At 52.9% G+C, this 19,637-nt stretch carries 19 protein-coding genes, 1 tRNA gene and 1 pseudogene; 13 read left to right on the top strand and 8 right to left on the bottom strand.

Annotated features, from left to right (window positions below; genetic code table 11):
• The first annotated feature begins 3 nt into the window (after positions 1-3).
• The 3 genes from IB213_RS03180 to IB213_RS03170 all read left to right on the top strand — a co-directional run bounded on the left by IB213_RS03180 (position 4) and on the right by IB213_RS03170 (position 5,082).
• The gene (locus IB213_RS03180) at positions 4-4,080 is read left to right on the top strand and encodes a translocation/assembly module TamB domain-containing protein (RefSeq protein ID WP_225560936.1); all 4,077 of its coding nucleotides are present in this window, start codon (positions 4-6) and stop codon (positions 4,078-4,080) included.
• 69 nt (positions 4,081-4,149) lie between these two features.
• A tRNA-Arg gene (locus IB213_RS03175) sits at positions 4,150-4,224 on the top strand.
• A gap of 171 nt (positions 4,225-4,395) precedes the next feature.
• Positions 4,396-5,082, top strand: coding sequence for a hypothetical protein (locus IB213_RS03170; protein WP_192405371.1), 687 nt, complete (start codon positions 4,396-4,398; stop codon positions 5,080-5,082).
• Between the two features lie 457 nt (positions 5,083-5,539).
• Here the strand turns inward: IB213_RS03170 and IB213_RS03165 are convergent, their stop codons facing one another.
• The 3 genes and pseudogenes from IB213_RS03165 to IB213_RS03155 all read right to left on the bottom strand — a co-directional run.
• On the bottom strand, positions 5,540-5,821 hold the full coding sequence (locus tag IB213_RS03165; protein ID WP_192405370.1) for a hypothetical protein: 282 nt from the start codon (positions 5,819-5,821) through the stop codon (positions 5,540-5,542).
• A 121-nt stretch (positions 5,822-5,942) separates the two neighbouring features.
• A complete protein-coding gene (locus IB213_RS03160; RefSeq protein WP_192405369.1) occupies positions 5,943-6,929 on the bottom strand; it encodes a phage portal protein in 987 nt (328 codons plus the stop codon).
• Positions 6,929-8,620 (bottom strand): annotated as a pseudogene (locus tag IB213_RS03155) (terminase large subunit domain-containing protein); the annotation flags it as partial. The gene IB213_RS03160 and the pseudogene IB213_RS03155, both read right to left, overlap by 1 nt.
• Before the next feature lie 20 nt (positions 8,621-8,640).
• Between IB213_RS03155 and IB213_RS03150 the strand changes: the two are divergent.
• The 3 genes from IB213_RS03150 to IB213_RS03140 are packed head-to-tail and all read left to right on the top strand — an operon-like array spanning position 8,641 to position 11,080.
• Complete coding sequence (locus tag IB213_RS03150) at positions 8,641-9,435, top strand: hypothetical protein (protein ID WP_192405368.1); 795 nt, start codon at positions 8,641-8,643, stop codon at positions 9,433-9,435.
• Between the two features lie 5 nt (positions 9,436-9,440).
• Positions 9,441-9,935, top strand: a complete 495-nt coding sequence (locus IB213_RS03145; RefSeq protein WP_192405367.1) for a phage tail protein — start codon at positions 9,441-9,443, stop codon at positions 9,933-9,935.
• Entirely contained in the window at positions 9,932-11,080 is a 1,149-nt protein-coding gene (locus IB213_RS03140; protein ID WP_192405366.1) for a contractile injection system protein, VgrG/Pvc8 family, read from the top strand. Before IB213_RS03145 ends, IB213_RS03140 begins: the two co-directional genes overlap by 4 nt.
• 34 nt (positions 11,081-11,114) lie before the next feature.
• Here IB213_RS03140 and IB213_RS03135 read toward each other — a convergent pair whose 3' ends face one another.
• From IB213_RS03135 to IB213_RS03120, 4 genes are all read right to left on the bottom strand, one after another.
• Complete coding sequence (locus IB213_RS03135) at positions 11,115-11,930, bottom strand: DUF6216 family protein (protein WP_192405365.1); 816 nt, start codon at positions 11,928-11,930, stop codon at positions 11,115-11,117.
• Positions 11,931-11,961: 31 nt separating this feature from the next.
• Complete coding sequence (locus tag IB213_RS03130; protein WP_192405364.1) at positions 11,962-13,419, bottom strand: hypothetical protein; 1,458 nt, start codon at positions 13,417-13,419, stop codon at positions 11,962-11,964.
• A gap of 82 nt (positions 13,420-13,501) precedes the next feature.
• A complete protein-coding gene (locus IB213_RS03125; RefSeq protein ID WP_192405363.1) occupies positions 13,502-14,134 on the bottom strand; it encodes a BRCT domain-containing protein in 633 nt (210 codons plus the stop codon).
• Positions 14,135-14,182: 48 nt separating this feature from the next.
• Positions 14,183-14,914 carry an XRE family transcriptional regulator gene (locus tag IB213_RS03120; protein ID WP_192405362.1) on the bottom strand — a complete coding sequence of 244 codons (732 nt, stop codon included), beginning with the start codon at positions 14,912-14,914 and terminating at the stop codon, positions 14,183-14,185.
• Between the two features lie 65 nt (positions 14,915-14,979).
• On the opposite strand from IB213_RS03120, the gene IB213_RS03115 reads away from it, so the two are divergent.
• The 6 genes from IB213_RS03115 to IB213_RS03090 all read left to right on the top strand — a co-directional run bounded on the left by IB213_RS03115 (position 14,980) and on the right by IB213_RS03090 (position 17,888).
• Positions 14,980-15,480, top strand: a complete 501-nt coding sequence (locus tag IB213_RS03115; RefSeq protein WP_192405361.1) for a hypothetical protein — start codon at positions 14,980-14,982, stop codon at positions 15,478-15,480.
• A gap of 75 nt (positions 15,481-15,555) precedes the next feature.
• Positions 15,556-15,762: a hypothetical protein gene (locus tag IB213_RS03110; protein ID WP_192405360.1), complete on the top strand. Its 207-nt coding sequence runs from the start codon at positions 15,556-15,558 to the stop codon at positions 15,760-15,762.
• 120 nt (positions 15,763-15,882) lie between these two features.
• Entirely contained in the window at positions 15,883-16,188 is a 306-nt protein-coding gene (locus IB213_RS03105; RefSeq protein WP_370551147.1) for a DNA-binding protein, read from the top strand.
• Positions 16,189-16,195: 7 nt separating this feature from the next.
• On the top strand, positions 16,196-16,696 hold the full coding sequence (locus tag IB213_RS03100; RefSeq protein WP_192405359.1) for an ogr/Delta-like zinc finger family protein: 501 nt from the start codon (positions 16,196-16,198) through the stop codon (positions 16,694-16,696).
• Between the two features lie 104 nt (positions 16,697-16,800).
• Positions 16,801-16,941 (top strand): hypothetical protein, encoded by a 141-nt coding sequence (locus IB213_RS03095; protein ID WP_192405358.1) that lies wholly within the window; start codon positions 16,801-16,803, stop codon positions 16,939-16,941.
• A 308-nt stretch (positions 16,942-17,249) separates the two neighbouring features.
• Positions 17,250-17,888 carry a hypothetical protein gene (locus IB213_RS03090; RefSeq protein ID WP_192405357.1) on the top strand — a complete coding sequence of 213 codons (639 nt, stop codon included), beginning with the start codon at positions 17,250-17,252 and terminating at the stop codon, positions 17,886-17,888.
• Between the two features lie 428 nt (positions 17,889-18,316).
• Here IB213_RS03090 and IB213_RS03085 read toward each other — a convergent pair whose 3' ends face one another.
• The gene (locus IB213_RS03085; protein ID WP_225214137.1) at positions 18,317-18,724 is read right to left on the bottom strand and encodes an SH3 domain-containing protein; all 408 of its coding nucleotides are present in this window, start codon (positions 18,722-18,724) and stop codon (positions 18,317-18,319) included.
• Positions 18,725-19,088: 364 nt separating this feature from the next.
• On the opposite strand from IB213_RS03085, the gene IB213_RS03080 reads away from it, so the two are divergent.
• Positions 19,089-19,532 (top strand): CBS domain-containing protein, encoded by a 444-nt coding sequence (locus IB213_RS03080; protein WP_192405356.1) that lies wholly within the window; start codon positions 19,089-19,091, stop codon positions 19,530-19,532.
• Positions 19,533-19,637 lie beyond the last annotated feature (105 nt).

Below are 19,637 nucleotides of genomic sequence, written 5' to 3'. Positions count from 1 at the left end.
TTCATGCAAGAACGCCAAGAACCGCAAATGGAGACCTCTGCGGTCTCTCCTGCCCCTGCAGCCAAAGCCCAGTTGCGCCGCCGTCGCCGCTGGCTGCGCTGGCTCATGATGGCCATCGCCTTGTGCCTGATTGCGCTGTGCTCTCTGGTGGGAGTGGCGTGGTGGTGGTCTGGTCAGGCCGACTCGCTCAGCCGCACGCTGGCCCAGGTGGCAAGCTGGATGCCTGCTGATCAAAAGCTCGAGGCCGACGGCGTGCAGGGCAGCCTGCGCAACGGTGGCCGCATTGGCTGGCTGCGCTGGAGCAGTCCAGCCATGCAGGTCGAGATCAAAGGCGCAGACATTGAATGGCGCCTGCAGCCGCTGCTCTCCAGAGAGTTGCATTTTGGCCGTGTGAACATGGACGAGCTGCGCATTCGCAGCACCCCTGAGCCCAAAGACGATACCCCTACCCAGCCACTGCAATCGCTGGTGCTGCCTGTGCGCATTGATGTGCCACTGCGCATTGAACGCCTGGTGTGGGAAGGCCCACCCGAAACCGTCATTACCGAACTGTATGGCCACTACCGCTATACCGGCAGCCACCACGACGTCAAGGTCAGCAGCCTGCGCTACGCCGGAGGCTTGTACGAGGCTGAAACGCAGCTGCAAGCCGCGGCTCCGATGCAACTGCAGGCCACACTCAAAGGTGCTATCGAAGCCCCCCTGCCCAGCCAGCCCGACAAGCTGCTTAATATTCAGGCCAGTGCTTCGGTCAAAGGTACCCTGGCCACGGAAGCTGCCAGCCTGAACATTTCCGCGCAAGCGCGCACCACTGAGGCTCAAGGGCAAGATGCCAGCAGCACCTTGTCTGCCGATATCAGCGCCGTTGTACGGCCATGGCTGGCACAGCCACTGGAGCAGGCGCACGCTCAGTTGCGCCATGTGGATGCATCGCTGTTCATGGCCGGTGGCCCACGTACCGATCTCAACGGTACGCTGCAGGCCGGCCCTGACGGCCAAGGCTGGAAGGTGCATGCAGCGCTAACCAACAGCATGCCCGCCCCATGGGACAAACAGGCCTTGCCCATTCGCACCGTCACAGCAGATGCCAGCTTTGATGGCCTGCAGACATGGCTGCTGCAAAACGCACGCATCGACTTTGGCAAATCAGACGACGCCTATCTGCAAGCTCAGGGGCGTTTTGACACCCAGACTCAGGCGCTTGAAGGCCAAGCCGAGCTCATCAATGTCAACCCCGCCGATCTGTACAGCACGCTGGATGCTGCGCCACTGTCTGGCTCGCTACAGGCTCAAACGAATGCACAGCAGCAAGTCCAGTTCAAACTGAACCTGCAATCAAGCCGTGCACGCAGCGCGCAGACTTTGCGCATTGAAGCTGCCCGGGCAGAAGGCACATGGAAAGCGCCGCTGCTGGAGGTACGCAACCTGTACCTGGATGCGCTGCAGACCAAGCTGCAAACCGATGTGCTGCGCTTGAATACCGAAACACAGCACATTCAAAGCAAGCTCAATGCGCAGCTGCCCGGAGTCCAGGCTGATCTGGACATGGATGCCGGGCCTGAGGCAGGCACGGGCAAACTGAACCTTCGCGTCAACTCTGCCGAGCAGCTGGGGCAATGGATGGCACGGCTGCCCATCGGCAGTGACCCACTGGCAGGTGCCAAACTGCAAGGCAGCACCACCGTCAGCTTGCAATGGCGTGGTGGCTGGGCCAAGTTGCAGCAACGCCTGCAAAACCCGGCAGCAGCGGTGCAAGCCAGTGGTTTGCAAATTAACGCCCAAGTGACTGCACCACAGTTGAGCTATCTGCCGCCTGATGGCACAAAAATGCAGCTGCAGCAGCTCAAGCTATCACTGGCAGGCAGCCCCGAATCTCTGCAAGTCACGCTGGACAGTCAAGCACAAATGGGCCGCCAGACCTTGTCACTGACAACCGATGTCACAGCAGGTTTGCTCACCAGCAAGGGATCTGCTGCCACCGACTGGCAAGCACGCATTGCCAAGCTCAACGCGCGCTGGAGCCCGCAAGGCAGCGCTGACACCACATGGCAGGTGCAACTGGCCAGCCCTGCAACAGCCAGCCACCACACCACAGGCAACCCTGTGCGCACCACCCGCATTCAGGCCAGTGAAGGCCGGCTGCTCATCACACCACCAGCCGGCACTGGCACACAGCCAGCCAGCGTAGCCTGGGAGCCTGTGCTGCTGCGCCAGGCTGGCAATGGCAGCTGGGTGCTGCAAAGCAAGGGCCAGCTACAAGGTGTACCACTCGCATGGGTTGATGCTTTCAGCCCAGACCCCAAGCAACCTCTGCTGGCCGGCTCTGGCATCAGCGGAGATCTGGTCGTGCAAGGCCGCTGGGACATTGACAACACAGGCCGTCAATTGCGCGCTGACGTTGTCGTGGAGCGCACGAGTGGCGACATCCGCCTGTCTGCAGAAGACAGCGACGCAGCCCCCATCACCGTCATACGCAGTACGGGTGCCAGCGAAGTGAATGCAGAAACCAAGCAAGTGCAATCACGCGCTGTCAGCAGCAATCGCGGTATGCGCACCCGGCTGCAAGAGTTGCGTTTGCAAATGAATGCGCAGGGCAATGACTTGCGTACACAGCTGACCTGGAACTCTGAGCGTGCGGGCCAGATCAACGCCGATTTACGCAGCCAGATACAGTCCGGCGCCAACGGGTTGACCTGGCCGGTGAATGCCCCGATTTCTGGAACCATCAAAGCCAGCATGCCCAATATCGGTATCTGGGCCTTGTTTGCACCTCCTGGATGGCGCGTGGGTGGCACCTTGAATGCAGATATGGTGATCTCCGGCACCCGCAGCGCACCGCAATGGAGCGGGCAGCTCAGTGCCGATCAACTCAGCGTGCGGTCACTGCTGGATGGCGTGGATCTGAAAGATGGCCGTCTGCGTGCACGCCTGCAGGGCTCTCGTCTGGACATTACCGAGCTGTTCCTCAAAGGCGGCGAAGGCAGCAGCACACGCATCTTGACCCAGAGCGGCAACCTAACCTCTGCCCCCAAAGACGGCGGAACGCTGACTGGTCATGGCTTTATCGAGTTTGACCCCAACGCACCGGCAGGCAGCTCTGGTATACGCATGGACATTCAAGCGCTCGCAGAACGTCTGCAGGTGCTGGTGCGCGCCGACCGGCAGCTCAGCGTCAGTGGCAAGCTTCAGGCAAGCATGAACAGCGGCCAAGTCACGCTGCGTGGCGACCTCAAAGTCGATCGTGCCGCCATCATGCTGGCCGATGCGTCTGCCCCTTCGCTGGATTCCGATGTGCACGTCACCTCTGCAGCCAGCCGCAAGCTTGCACAAGACAAGGCCGACAAGGAAGCCGCCCGCGCCCAGGCCGCTGGCTCTGTAAAAGCTGCGCAGCCACCCATCATTGATGTACGGCTGGACCTGGGCAATGACTTTGCGCTGCAAGGCTATGGCATCACCACGCGCCTGGAAGGCCAGCTGCAGATTGCCAATGGGCCGCGCATCACTGGCGAGATTCATACCGTCAATGGTCGCTACCGTGCCTGGGGCCAGTCACTGGATGTAGAAACGGGCACGGTCCGCTTTAACGGCCCTTATGCCAACCCAGCCATCGATATCGTGGCCTTCCGCCCCAATATCGACGTCAAGGCCGGGGTCAAAGTCACAGGCAGCGCCAACAACCCACGTGTCACCCTGTTTTCAGAGCCCGAGATGTCGGACGCGGAAAAACTCTCCTGGGTCGTCATGGGCCGCAGTGCAGCCGCAGGCGGCGCTGAAACAGCCCTGCTGCAACAAGCTGCACTGGCCCTGCTCAGTGGTGGTGGGGGTGGCGGCAACTTTGCCAGCCAGCTAGGGTTTGATGAGGTAGGCCTCAAGGGCCCCAGCGAAGACGGCGAACAAGGCGCTGCACTCACGGTGGGCAAGCGCCTGTCCAAAGACCTGTATGTGGCCTATGAGCAAAGTTTGGCCGGAGCCATGGGCACGCTCTATATCTTCTATGACCTGTCACGCCGCCTGACCTTGCGCGGTCAGACCGGAGAGCAGACCGCGGTGGACTTGATCTACACAAAAAGCAAGGACTGATGCCAGCCCCAGCGCACGCCACTCGTTTGGCAAAACCTGGGGCTGCACCACTTACAATAACGCCCGCGTCCCCTTGTAGTTCAATGGATAGAACGGGCCCCTCCTAAGGGTCAGATGCAGGTTCGATTCCTGCCGAGGGGGCCACTAACCCGCTGTTAAATAAAGATAAAAATATCAATCGGGACATGGCTGGGACAAATGGCGCATTTTTCCCCATAAAAAGGCTGAAAACTGCGTTCCACTCGCCCCATGCGTATAAGAACGACAAGCATTTTTACGTGTCGTCAAAATCTAGTTATGCCCTAGGAGGCAACATTGAAGCGACTTGAAGCATCTCAATCTCGTCAGTTTTCACCTCTGGTGCTGCGTCTCGACGGGCTTCGAGAGATCCTCACAGTCCTTGCGCCCGCGGAAGGGGTGAAAATTGTCGCAGATGGCATGGAGTACGAAAGCGTCGATGAGCTTGCTGGCCATTTGTTCGGCAAGAGTCCGCGGGAGTTAAAGGTAACCGGATCTAGTCCGTATCTCACTGTCGAGCTTTCTCCCTTTTCGGCTCGCCTTTACGCGGGCAGTGATGATCTCGTGTCATCCGGCATGTTCGCGCGTATCGCAGCCGTCCTTTCTGCCGCAGAAAGATCACCAAGGGCGCTGTACAAAAACTCTTGGGTTTTCCTGCTCATGGTTGGCTTGCAAGTCCTATCTATAGTTCCTGCGCTTAAGTCCATGCAACAGGGCTTCATCGGCCTCTTTGGGTTGACCATTGCTTGGTACCTATGGATCAACTTTATTCATTTGCGTAAGCACGGATTACTACTTACTCATGAACCAAAGGATGGTAGGAGCTTCTACCAGCGCAATGCAGATAGCATCGTTGTCGCGGTTGTTTCAGCAATCCTCGGGGCGGTGCTAGGCGCTGCAGCCACAAAACTTGCAGATCGCATCATCCCCACCACTCAAGCTGCAACTGTGCTTCACACTCCCGCCACACCTCATAGAGCCTAATAATTCCTTCAAGCCGACGCCGATCCATGGAACGGCTTAACTTCGTCGTTAGTAGCTCGGCCGTCTGCTTTGGGTCGAATGCTTTCGACCTTGACCGCTTCGATAAAGCAAGCATCCCTCCCAATGCATTGGTGCGGAAAACTCTCGTAATTTCCCGCAATTCCACAAGGCAGCATATTTGCCAGTGCAGTCAAGCCTGGCTTGGCTTTCGACTTTCCGACCTGGATGTAATTTGTGCCCCACGAAGCGGGCAGGCGTGGCGGGGACGATGTGGCGCGCCGAGGGGTTGAGGGATGATGTTGGGTGCTGCCTCTTAAAAGGGGGCGGCAAGGCCCGGAAATACCCCTTGGTGAGGCGCGGACGCGAGGGGTGAGGTGGGGATGGGTCAAAAAAAAAAGGTGCCTAGAGCACCTTTAAAGTTTGAAAGGCTTCACTGCATAGGAAGCTACCTCAGTGATTATTTAATGTCGGAAGGGCAAGCGTTTGCTGCGTGTTCCAGCGTACGTCTGTACGCCGGTTGGGAAGGATGCACAACACTGGCAAAAATTGACAGCCGCCCCTTAAACGCGAGTAGGTTTGCATAAGGGTCGCTACTTTGAACGATTCGAAAATGGTTAACGGCCTCTTTTACGGTATTTTCAACCTCTGAGGTAACATCCTTGCCCTCTTCAGCGCGTACAGCCAAGTGTTGAATTTTGCTCACATACTGACTAATGAGTCCCTCTTCATGACCACTCATATTTCACTCCAGAAATGAATAGAGACTCGACTTTATCAATTCCTTACTTGCTTGTGGATTCAGATCTGAACACCTGCCCACAATGAAAGTTTAGTAAAACAGCGACTGGCATAAGCGGCGCTTAATTGAAGCGCACCAACTCTTCCCCCGCCCACTCGTTGATCGTCATAAGTTTGGTCTGCAACGGATCAATTTCGTTTTCAACAAACACATTGCGGGCTTCGCCTGCATTGCCAAACCCGCCGGTGTTGTTGGGGATGATGCCCAGCAGCCCAGGCGGCACGCGGTGGGCGGCCAGCACGTCCTCTTTGCTGGCGTTCTTGATAGCGCTGAAATCGTCCTTGGCGGCCACCTCGCTGATGGGGATCAGCTTTAGGCCGTCCGGCTTGCCATTCGGGGCATGCACAAACAGGTTGCGAAAATTGCCCGGCCCCTTGGAGCGGCGCAGTTGTTCGCGCAGCTTGTCCACATCGGTATTGCCAATGGCCGCATCTGACAAATACATGATGAAGCCCGCATGGCTGCCGTTGTCGTAGTAGCGGCGGCGAAACATCGTGGCCGAGTTATTGAGCATGGCCGCCTGCAACGCGCTGAGGCATTCCGGCAGGCCGTACATCTCCTGGTTGATGTCGAATTCGCGCAGGTGAAACACAGAGTCGGCGGCGAATTCGTGTTCCTCTGCAAAGTTGGGTGTGTAGAAGTAGCGATCCTCTTTACCGCGCCGTGTGTACCGGCTCAATGCGTGCTGATAGCGCATCACGCGCCCAGACAATGCACGGCGCTTTTCCAGGTATGCATTGCCAAACACCAGAAAATCCAGCACCCAGGCACTGAATGTCTCACGCGACAGCCTGGGGTGCGGCACAAAACGCGATGTCAGCAAGTTGCGTTTCAGAAAGATGGCCGAGCTGTGGTGCGGCGAGGCGCGAAACGCATTCGACAGCCCCTCCAGCGGATACGGTGGCTCATACCAACGGCCATTGAACATGGCTTCGGCATAGTCCATCAAGCTCAAACGGCTGACCGGCTCTGGCTCGCCAAAGGTAAACATTTCCATTTCGCCGTCGTTGGGGGTGGCGGCTCTTGTATTCATTTTTCGCGTTGTCATCACGCGTATACCTCTACAGAAGAATTTCCACCCAGCACATCACCGGCTAAGTTTTCGTTGTCCAGCGCATGCATCACGGCCCAGGCCAAGTCAGCATGGCCAATGCTTTCAGATCGCCCGCTTTGGTAGGTCACATGGCGCTGGCTGGGCGTCAGCACCTTTTTGATGGCCATGAACGCGGCGGCAACATCGGTGCATTCGTGGTCCATCTCAAGCCGTCCCTTGCTGATGACTTGCTGGGCCTTGAGCACCAGGCGCGACTTGAGCGCCAAGTCGTAGTGGTAAGCCTTGGCTTGTGGGTAAAACTTGATGACCTGCTGGTAAACGACCTGGCCCATGCCCGTGGTGTCAATCCCCATGAATGCCACGTTGTATTGCTCTGTGATGCTGCGGATGTACTCCGCCTGGGCGTCATAGTCCGCACCGCGGAACTGCTGGCGGTGCAGAATCCGAAACTTGCCACCCGGTTTATTGGGTGGCGCAATCACCACCAGTGCGGCGGTGTCGCCGGTAAATGAGGGGTCATAGCCCACCCACACCGGCTTGCGCGCAAATGGGCGCATGGCCAAGGGTTTGAAGTCGTCCGCCCACAGTTCCCATGAATCCACCGTGCATGACTGCATCTGTGCCAGCGTAAAAATCGAATTGCTGTCATCAATGAATTCGCAGTCAAAAAGATTGGCGTATTCGTCCGCTGGGTACTCGTCCTGCAACTCCGCAATGTCCACCAGATTCATGCCCTGGCGCACCGCATCGTCCATCGTCACAATCTGGCGAAAGCGCCCATCCGCACAGCACATGCCTACCGCCAACGCCCGGTGGCTCAAGTCCATTTGCACCTGGTCAGATTTCTTTCGGCTCTTGTTGCGGTCTTCGCCCATCCAAAATGGGTACGCCTGGTGGCTCTTGGCTGACGGTGTAGAAAAGTACGTGCGCCGCCAGTGCTTATGCGTGGCCATCGCGCTGGCCACCTTGTTCAATTCCTTGAAATTCGGTGCCCGAAAGAATTCGTCAAAGTAAAAGTCACCGCTGCGGCCTTGGGCTGTGGCGGCGTTGGTGCCCAAAAAGTGCAGCTCTGCGTTGTTCCACAACATGATGGGATCGCCGCTTAAATCAACGTCCACCTCGCGTGCGAAAGCAATCATGTAGCTCTTGAACTGGTGCGCCTGGGCCTTGGATGCAGACAGAAAAATCTGGTTGCGCCCTTCCGTGATCGCCCGAATCAAGGCTTCGCGGGCAAAGTACCAGGTAGCCCCCAATTGGCGGGCCTTGAGCAAGATGCGGATACGTTCTTGCTGCGAGGTAAACCATTCGTTTTGATAAACGAAATTGCCCGCGTGGAAAATCTCCACCAGTTGCTCCACCTGTTCCGGTGAAAGCTCGTTGCGCTTGGGCTTGCGCTTGGGTGCCGCATTGCGCCGGGTAATGTTTTGGTTTAAGTCGCCCTCCTTGCCTGTGTCCTGGTAGCGCTCAATGCGCGCCGTGCGCTCTAACTGGCGGCCCAGCAAGTCAATCTCCTTGAAGTCGCCCCCGCTCTTGCTCTCGCGCATGATGAGTTGCACCAGGCGCAGCTCCAGCGTGCCGTTGACACGATCGAGCGGCTTGGCTTCGTCCCATTGCTCTGTCTTGCACCAGCCGTAAACCGTGCTGGGTGGCAGGCCCAAATGCTCCGCAATCAGTTTGATGCGCCAGCCCGTCCAGTACTATTGGTTTGGTTGCGTCTGCGGGCTGGGCCATCTACAGCAATTGGGGTGTCATCAGCAGCAAGACCAAGGCGCTATGGCAAGACCTGGGCAATTGGTGGGGTGGCTTCTCTGATCGGCTGGCCAACAATTGGTCAACCATGTGGAACGCAGTGGCCAGCACTGCCAGCAGTGCAATGACTGCATTGGTGGATGGGGTGCGCGGCTTTCTCAGTGGCGGGGTTGATACCTGGGCGGCAACGCTGGCCAACTTCTCGCCATTCGGCCTGTTGTGGAATGCCATCACCACTGCCCTAGACGCACTGGGCATTCAGGTGCCTGAAAAATTCCGCAACTTTGGCAGTTTCATTGTGGATGGCCTGATCGGCGGCATCGGCAGCAAGTTAGCGGCGCTGAAAGAAACCGTGCTGGGAATGGCTGGCATGGTGCAAGACCTGTTCACCGGTGAAATGAAGATCCGTTCCCCTTCGCGGGTGTTCATGGAATACGGCGGCTTCATCAGCCAAGGCGCGGCCCTGAGCATTCAAAACGGCCAGGCCGGTGTGCATGCGGCCGTAATGGCCCTGGCTGGCGCGGCTGCTGTGGGTGCGCCCGCTTTTGCGGCAGATAGTGGGCTTGCAGAACCTGCGCGCATTGACCGCCGCCCTGCCCCCATCTTGCAGGGCGACACCATCACCATCCAAATTCATGCCGCGCCCGGTATGGATGCCCAGGTTATCGCCCAGATGGTCCAGGCAGAGCTACGGCGCAACGAACAAGCCAAAGCCGCCCGCCTGCAAAACGCTTTCAACGACTTCGGTTAAACCTTATGCAAATGCTTTGCCTGGGGCTGTTTGTGTTCAGCCTCAATACCCTGACCTACCAGGAACTACAACGCCGCACGGCCTGGAAGCACCCTACGCAATCCATCGTCGGCGGGCGTGATGCCTCGCAGTTTCTTGGGGCTGGCGAGGACATCATTTCTTTGAGCGGCAGCATGGTGCCAGAGTTTGCCGGGCAACCTGCCAGCCTGGACGAACTGCGGCGCATGGCCAATACCGGCCAAGCCTGGCCGCTGGTGGAGGGCAGTGGCACTGTTTACGGTGCCTACGTCATCACCGACCTGCAAGAAACCAAAACGCTTTTCTTTGTAGATGGCACACCGCGCAAAATTGAATTTAGCTTGTCGCTGCGCCGGGTTGACCAAGACCCTGAAGAGGCCGACGAAGACCAGCAGGAAAGCGGCGACCAAAGCGCCCAGGACATGGGTGACCTGGAAGACGACGAAGCTCCCATCCTAGATGCCCTGCTGGGTACCCCATGAACACCGCCACCCCAAGCACTACAGCCACCATCCATGCGGGGCTACCCGTTGCGCGCACCACGGGCACCAGCCCGCGCCCTGCCGCCAACCTGCGGCCCGTGTGGCGCGTCACTGTCAAGGGGCAAGACATCAGCGCCCGCATTGCGCCGCGCCTGGTCAGCCTGAATATTTCTGACAACCAGGGCGGCGAGGCAGACGAGGTGGAGATTGTCATCAGCGACCACGATGGCGCGGTGGAACTGCCCGACACCGGCGACACCCTGACCGTGGCCATTGGCTGGCAGTGGGACAACGGCGCAGGCCACAACCAGCAACCGCAAGACTTTCCGCTGGGCTTGATCGACAAAGGCGCGTACACCATCCAGGCCGTGGAATACAGCGGCGCACCTGACACCATCACCCTGCGTGCCCGTGCAGCCAACCTGCTGGATGAGCTGCGCACCATCAAAGACCGGAGCTGGCACAAAACCACCGTGGGGGCCATCGTGCAAAGCATTGCAGTGACCAACAATATCAAGGCCAGCATCGATAAAGAAATTGCCAACCGCAAGGTGCCTCATGCCGACCAGGCGCACGAATCCGATGCATCGTTCCTGCGTCGCCTGGCCAGGCAGATGGATTGCCTGTGCAACATCAAAAACGGCACCCTGCTGTTTAGCCAGGCACGCAAGGCCAAGACCCCCAGCGGTACACCACTGCCCACTGTCAGCATCGTGCGCAGCGATGGCGACCAGCACCGCTGGTCTAGGGCCGACCGCGATTCATACAGCGGGGTAAAGGCGTACTACAACAACATCAAGCGCGGCACGCGCAGCAGTGTGATGGCGGGCATCAGCGGCAGGGCCAAGACCTTGCGCCAAACCTTTGCCAGCGAGGCCGATGCGCTGGCCGCTGCCCGTGCGGAGTGGCTGCGCATTCAGCGCGGTATTTACAGTTTTGACATCACCTTGGCCCGTGGCCGTGCAGACCTGATGCCCCAACGCCCTGCTGTGGTCAGCGGCTACAAAAAGCAGATCGACGAAACGCCGTGGATTTTGACCAGCGTGCGCCACAGCCTGGGCAGCGGCGGCTACATCAGCCAACTCACGCTGGAGACGCACCAGAGGGAGGGGGTGGATGGTGGGGATGAGGCGTTTGCTAATTAATTCTTTCACTATCGCTACAGGATTGATGAAAAAATTACTTAACTTCTTTAGTTTTTTCTAAAGTCATTTTAATTTTTATTGCCAATTCATAATTCATATATTTTCTAATTATTATTGGAAAAATAATTAGAAATAAACCTGCACCTATTAAACCAATAATTTTTTGATCGTTTCTAGTATTTTTATATAATTTTTTACCATCCTCGGTAAAAATTGAACAAGATATATATTTATTAAATAAATCTTTTTCCAAATCAGAATCTGGGTACGCAATATTTTTCAATTTTGCACAATCTTGTCTTTTTAAAACTTTATTGTTTAAAACAATTTTATCACCATCAAATTTAAATTTCGCATCTGTGTCTACTACTTCAAAATAGGGATCAGCAGTGAATGCAGAAACAATTGAAAGATATGTAAAAGATAATAATAAAGAAAAAACCACCAATAATAATGTTTTTTCCAACAAAAATGGTGCCCCTTTTACTTCAAATTTCTTAAAATCAAACAAATTACTTATTCGGCGGAGTTGATTTATATTTATATTATTTTTGTTTATCCACGCTCTTGTATTATCAACATCTTCAATGGAATCTGCTAAAAATCCATATCTATATCTATAAAGCTCTACATCTTTAACACTATCCCACTCCTGATTCATTATCGGATCTTTAAATTCTTTATTTCCTCCAAAAAATATCCACGCTCTATCAAGCAGAAAATCGAATGATCTAGCTCTATAAATGCAGTATCCTAAAATCAAGAGTATAGATAACGCAACAGAAATCAATCCCCATGTAGGAAGAGAACTTACAACACCTTTAATTTCATCCGTTATATCAGTATTCATGTTTTGATTTATTATTATCACAATAGAAAAGTTATTTATTTATTTTACCGAAAGATTCAAAAAATTTATTTAAATCAATATTTTCAATTAAATGTGAAAATGGTGTTTTTTCTATATACTTTCCATCTAAAGATTTTGAAGCATTATAAGAAAGAGCATCTATTGACTTTGCAATCAGTTCTTTCTGCAGATCATTCGAATCTACTTTTAGGTCTTGAAGTTGTTTTTTATAACCTTCATAAGATGAAGCAAGTGCCTCTTTATGAGCATACTCTTGCTGTAATCTTTCGTATTGACTTCTTCGAGTTGCTGAAAAAACTGCAATCCATATTATTGGGATTAAAATTGGAATTCGAACTAAAAGCATTCGTAGCATTTCATCCCAATTATTGGATTTATCTATTTTAAATGACCAAGGTTTGAAAGAAAAATCAACAACCATAATTAATGCGGACACAAACAATACAGTTAAAGCCAAATAAAAAACTTTTGTGTAATTTTGAATTTTTGAGTCAAATGAATCTTTTAATTTTTTGTATGCTATTGCCAGCCCAACACTAGTAGCGCCTGGTAAAAGAGATTCAATTTGATTAACAATAGTATCGCGTCGTCTTTTACTGTCTTTTTCATAATTATTCAAATCAATTATGCTTTTTTCAATTAAATGCTTTAAACCATCTTTTTTCTCGCCACCATCATCAGTTCCCAAAACAAGTTGACTATAATTTTCAATTTCTCTACTTTGTTCTAAGTAACGGTCTCTCAAATCATTTAGCTCAGAGTTAATTTTTTGAGAATCGCGAGCGTATTGACCAATAATTAGGGCTTTTGAATCAGGGCCAACTAGCAAACTTTTATAAAAATCAGATATAGCTTGCTCTTCAATATTTATTCTATCAAGTGTACTTCTTATACGAAATTCTATACTTTGCTTATCCTCTTCGCTTGGAAATAAATATTCATTAAAAGATTTTATTTTATTTATTTTATCATCCGCGTCAATTAATTTATTATTTAATTTATCATTTTCTTTATTGAGTTGCAATTTAAATTCATTAGCTGCCAACTTCAATTTATCAATTTCTATTTTTACTTCTTCCCTATCTTTAGCTATATTTTCACCTTCTTTAAAACTCGGTGCCTTCGATAAAAAAGGAACTAAAATTAAGGATAATTCCATTTGTCTATCAACAATTTCCTGAAGTAGCGTGTTATCCGTAAAATCCTTATAATTTTCAACTCTCTTAGTGCTTTCAACCACCAATTTTTCGCTTTTACGAATTAATGAAATCGGCAAATCTGGAAGATATTCTTTATTTCTACTAATCAAATCATCATTGAATGATATAATATTTCTTATTTCAATATTAAATTTTTTAGTTAAATTATCTTTTTCAGGAATTTTTAATTCAGTTTTTGAAGAATTTAAAAAAATTCCCCACTGAGATAAAAATCTTCTAATAGCAAACATTAATTCAATATTACTCATAACTCTCTTTTTTTAATTAAATAATTAGCAATTTACAAGTCAACTTATTTTAATAAGCAAAACTATTTACAGATTTTTTTAGTTAACTATTTAAATCCAATGCCGAAACCCAAGCCTCTTCTCTCAAAATCTGAATAGCAGCACCGTTTTCTTTCAGTTTCATAGCAGCATCAATCTTGCGGCCATATGCCTCGTGCTTCCAAGACTTGGTAGCACCAGCCGAGCCAATCACCAGATAACGTGTGGTGCGAGTAACGTTGCCTACGCAAACGCCACCAGCTGCAGCAGTGGCAGCCTCGCAATCACCACGCGAACCAAATTGGAACTTTCCAGTTAAGCAAAAAGTATTTCCTGCAATTACCACTTCGCAATCATCCGCCGGGAAAGCAAGCGGATCAGCAGTTACGCAGCCCGTTTCAGCAAAGTCAGTGCCGCCTGCACTTTGTAGTACAGCCATCAAGTCAGCACGCTCTGCGTCCGTAATGACACCGTCAGCCAAGATGTGATCGATATGCGATGCAACTTTGGCCTGCAGCCAATGCCGCTCTCCGTCACTTTGTTTTTGAGACAACCAAGTGCGCAGAAACTGTATTTCTAGATCGTGCAGGTGTCCGTCTGCCGTGATGCCAGCGATAAGCCCTAGCAACTGGGCGCAGGCCCGATCAGTTCGTCGCTCACGGATAACTCGACTATCTTGAATAGTTGCTTCGCTCACGGTGGCTCCCCCACGTTTGATATTTTTGTTAAAGGTAAAACAGACAAGTCAAAACCGACGCCCATTCCACCCATACACCACTCGCCCGCGCACGTCGAGTTGGTGGCTGCCGTCCAGCACTTCGGCGGTGCGCTCTGCTTCGTTGTCGCTACTGACCACCAGGCGGCCATCCATGCGGAAAGACACACGCTTGATGAAATGCAGGCGGTTGACGTGCAGCAGGTACACGCCGGGAAACTCCACCGTGCGGCAAGACGTATCGACCACCGCAAAGTCCCCACTGTTGAGTGTGCCCTGCATGCTGTCGCCGTAGGCGTGGATGAGCCGCAGCGCATCAGGCTGCACGCCGGGAATGTTGAGCGATAGCCAACGCCGTGAAAACGGAGCTTCACCCACGATCACATCTTCGGTCAGCAACTCATTGCCTGGGCCCATGCTGCCCGTGGCGCTCATCACGGCGATCTGGATGGTGTCTTCATCTTCTGCAGGTGCTGGCGCGGCGCCAGATAGACGATGACTACGCTTTTTGGCAGGTGGAGATAACAACTCACCTGCATGAGAACTTTTATTCTCATATTTACCGGTGAGAACAAAGTTCACATCAACACCAGCGCTGGCAAGATTCATCAAAACACCAGCGCCTGGCTCAGCAATTCCACGCTCGTACTTCCCTAGCATCTCTCTGCTGATGTTGGCGTTTTCTGCAAGCGTGGCTTGTGTGTGGCCGTTTCTAGCCCGCTCAGCTTTCAAGCGCTCACCAAAAAGAGAATTAAAGCTCATACAAATCTCTTGACAAAGAGAATCAAAGTTCTCAGAATTCACTCACTTCTTAACGAGTGAGAGCAATGAACACAACAAAGCAAACTGTCGCCAACCCTGTGACATTGATGCCATCCACGGATGGGACAAACGGTCTCATTTCTTTCACCATCTGCCGCGGCGAGTTCCGCAGCGAGGAAGGTTTGGAAGAGTTGTTAACGCTATTGGCAGCGCTGTCGAATGGTGTTGTAGGTGTGGTGCGTCAGCACTTGCCGGATGCGCGGGTGGAGGTTGGTTTGCATCACGAACGCATGACCAATCACTACGTGCTGTGTGAAGTGTTCAGTCGTACTAAAGCCGCCCATACCCGTGCTGAAGCAGTCAGCCCCAGTTCACCCGCACTGGCCGGTCTACATCCCGTGTCGGAGTTTCGTACCCATTTTTCTGAGCAACCAGGTCTTGAAGTTCAAGCGCCGCTTGATTCAGCTCCAGATACGTGCGCACAAAGTGTTCGCGCAGCTTGCTGCCATCAGTCAGCGCAGCCAAGTCTGCCGGGGTCTTCGCTGTCTGAAAAATTCCAGCCATGACGGTGGCTGCTGCCTGAAACAGCTCTTTATCGACGCTCATTTTTTACTCCATTCGCAACTCTTAACAAACGCATTATGACCAAGCCAGAAGCTGCCCCCAAACGCCGTCGCACGTTTGACGAAATCCTGTACATCCGCATTGATCCACAGGATGCAAGCCAGGTACGTCAAATCGCCGCCGACGAAGAAAGTAAGTACACAGCTACTGTGCGCAAGCTGATTGGCTTGGGTCTTAAAGCGTATGCCGAGCAAGTCGAGAAGGCTCCTGCTGCAGCCTCCTGATTGCTTCATGCCCTGCATCTTGAACAGCATCCCGCGCAAGCACACGCAATTTGTTTTGCACGCGGTTGCGCCGGTCTGCGCAGTAGCTCTTTACCCATCACCTACTAGAACAATATGAACATGACACGCACAAATCAGGGCGCTGGAACCATTGAGCGCGTACTGCGCCAGCACTTGTCCCAACCAGGCAATGCGGTGCAAGAGGCTGCAAGCTGGGACAGCTCCAACGTCAGCCGTTTTCTGGCTGGCCAGCAGGGCGTGCCCATTGGAAAGATTGATGCGGTGGTGGGCGCTGCGGGTTATGTCCTGATTAGCCGCCGCTACTTTGATGCAATTGGCACGCTGGGCGAAGTAGGCATGCATTGCCACTGCGCACGCACAGGTGGCGGTGAATGCGGTGCAGGCATGGTGCGCTGCGGGGAGTAAGGGCCAGATGCTGAATAACCCATTTCCCGTGAACGCTGATGCAGCCGACGCTGCAATGCAGGCGCATGAGCGCTTGGCAGACAGTGGCCGCAAAGTGGTGGCTAGCCCCACAACACCACGGCCCGAGCCTGAGCAAGCCACGTACAAGCGCTGGGAGTGCAGCACGGCAGAGAGCGACGAAATGCGTCGTGAGTATGCCCGCATGCCTTGCCCGGACTGCGGCACACCGATGGACATTCGCACCAGTCGCAGCTTCACGATGTTGATTCGGGAGCGGCACCGTCAATGCCCCAATGTGATGTGCGGCAGCACGTTCCGCTCTTTGGAAGAGCTGGTGCTGCGCATCAACCCAGGCGCGAACCCCAACCCCAAAATTGATTTGCCCGTGTCTGAGCGCACGGCGCGCAACTTAATCAGCCACCAAATGCAGCACGCCCGTGTTGGGGAGCACCCCCCACTGCCAGGCGCAAAGCCAGTGACAGCCAGCCTGTTCGATAGCCCCGGCTAACCCCAAGCGCCAAACCGGCGCACCACCACCTTTTTTAACGCCCATCGACAGAGCCTGTTTTCAGGCTCTGCGGGATTTCTTACGCCCCCAAACCGAGGTGCAACTTGAACTGCTACCGCATCACCCACATTGATGAACATCGCACGCGCCGTCGCCTGCGTGTGCTGGCCGCCAACTGCCGCCAAGCCCTGCAGGCTGGGGCATTCCATCGAAATGTTCTTTCGCGTGTACAGCCGGTGGATTGAGGAAGCAGACAATGGAGCAGAGCGAAAAAGGCTCCACGCGTTCATCTCCGATGAAGCTTTGAGAGGAGCTACTGATTGAGCACCATTCCGCCCATCGGAAAGAACTTGCCTAAAAATTAGGCAAGAGTGAGTATTGTGGCTCCTATTTTTTTGCAAGGAGTTCTCATGAGCGGAAACACTCCCACAAACGGCCCCAGCAAAACAGGCAATCCATCTGGTGGTGGTCGAGGCAACAACCCACCCAGTGGTGGCGGAAAGAAGTAATTTCAAATACCAAACGAGCCTTAAAGCCCCTCCCAGGGGCTTTTTTGTTTCTGTATGAATTAAGCCCTGATGAGCAACATCACCAAAGAAAGTCATATCGCACAGCGTCCAAGTATGCTGCGCAGCATATTTCTGATGGAGGGCTAAAAATGTTTGGTGAGATGAGTTGCTGGAGTGTCGACTGGACAGCTATCGGAGCAGTTCTTGCTGGGGTTGGAACTGTAACTGCCGCGATTACTGCAGGAGTTGCGCTTCATGTTGGAATGGAACCCCGGAGGCTTCAACAAGAAAAAGAACGGAGGCGAGCAGTTGTCGCGGCAAGCCTTTTACTGACCGAGTTGACAGTATTGAGAACACTAGGAAATGTCCTCGCCGATGAAAATTTCGACAACAAAAAACTAAGTCATGTCAAAGAAAAAGCGGAGGTTTCTGCATCGCTTAAGTGTCCTAATCTTAAGAACTGCTTGGATATGGCTGATAGCTATCCCGAAAAATTAGCAAAATGCATGGGGACCGTTTTTGCTTTGGCATCCGCCATAGACTTGCAAGTGCAGCACATGCCCTATACAGAACTAGATAAAAAAAATAAGGAGGGCTTTAGAGTGACGGTAGTTGAGTCAGTCAAAGCTACTGACACTCTTAGATCTGAGTTAAAGAAGTACATCTCTCCTCAAGTTGGTTAACGTTCTGACGGAACACGAAATGGGACATGAACGCTGTAAAACATTTAAATTGACACTGATAGAAGTAGTTTTCCATAGCATTTTTGGGCCAAATTTCTTTGATTTACTAGATTAACGGGTTCGATTCCTGCCGAGGACCACATCAAAGGTCGTAAGCTTGCACCAGCTTCCGGCCTTTTTCTTTTTCCCCTCTGTAGAACACAGTCTGTAGTGCGTCATCGCCCGCCAAAGTGGGCTGCAATCCGGGGGCACCTGGGAGCATCTGGGGGGCACATTTTTAAAAATTGGGGGTGCATTTAAAAATGCCCCCAGCATTTCTTAGTCCCCTCAGGTGGTTCAGCGCAAATTCAAGAGGTCTGGGCCGACAGCATCAGCTGGCGCCCACACAAAAACAAAGGTGCCTCAGCGCCTTGATGTGTTGCTCTGGGCTACCAGCCCCAGACTAGCTTTTGCGATACCCAGCCCTGGGTGCCTGCGCTGGTGCGAACCTTGGCCCAGCCGTTTTTCTTGTCGATGGTCTTTACCACGTCATATTTATCCAGCTTGGCCACGATCTTGTGCTGGGTGCCTGCCCCCGCTCTCAGGTTGGCAGTTTTGACTTTGACAAGGTAGTGAGGGGTTGTGGCTGTAATGGGCTTGTAAACCCAGCCCAGCACACCATCAATGTCTTTGACTTGCAGCCAGTTGCCCTTCTTTTTCACCACCGCTAGCGGATAGCCCCGGGTCAGCTCCCAGGCAACTTCCGATTTGGTGTTGGGTGCAACACGGATGTTGGCAGAGTTGCCTTTGACACTGCGAAATTCGCTGGCATGCACCCACTGCGCTGACAAAGCCAAGGTGGAGAAAAGAACAATTTTTGAGAACAGACGACCAAACACTGGTACCAAACTCCTGATAGGTTTTTAGAACATCTTGCTCCTGAAATTCAGCAAGATATGGGGAGATACAGGTCTGTTCGTGTTCAAACTTGGCAGCTAGTTCATTTTTCTTACATTTTTAGACTGCCTTATGCCGTGCCAGCTTTTCTTGAACGGAGAAACGGCAGCACATCCAGCCGGCCCCAGCGTTTGAGCGCCACGCATTTGAAAGTCACTCCCTTAGCTGCAAGCGCTTTCCTCACACACGCACCCGTAAAACCCAGCTTGCATTTGTTTTTCGACATCGCCACACTGAATTTTCCAAATCACTTGGGAGAGGCTCATGACGAAAGTTGCTGATATTTTGCGCACCAAGGGGAATGCCACTGTCCACGCCGTAAAGCCTGATGACTCGATGCTGACTGCTTTGCAGCAAATGGCCGAGCATGAGATTGGGGCGTTGCTGGTCATACAGGAGCGTACGATTGCCGGCATTGTTTCCGAGCGCGATTACGCACGAAAAATTGCGCTCAAGGGGCGTAACTCTCTGGACACCCCGGTGCGTGAAATCATGACCGCCCATGTGCATTGCGTAGGGCCAGATAACACCAGTGACGAGTGTATGGCGCTGATGACGCAGTTAAAAATTCGCCACCTGCCTGTGGTGGGGGCCGACCATGAGCTTCTGGGCCTGATTTCGATTGGCGATTTGATCAAAACCACCATGGCAGACCAGCAAGTAACCATTGCACATCTGGAGCATTACATCTCCGGTGCTCACCGCTGAGCCTGTGCCCAAGGTGCCTGCCCCCTGTGCACCTGGGCAACAGATTGGCGGCCTGAAAGCCACCCGTTACATCTGCATGCAACATGCACGCACTGTGCATGCGCT

Origin of the sequence: Comamonas sp. CMM02 (assembly GCF_014851485.1) — a bacterium.
GTDB classification, from domain to species: domain Bacteria; phylum Pseudomonadota; class Gammaproteobacteria; order Burkholderiales; family Burkholderiaceae_C; genus Comamonas; species Comamonas avium.
The sequence above is the reverse complement of the archived record's forward strand: the minus strand, read 5'-3'. Positions and strand labels throughout refer to the sequence as shown.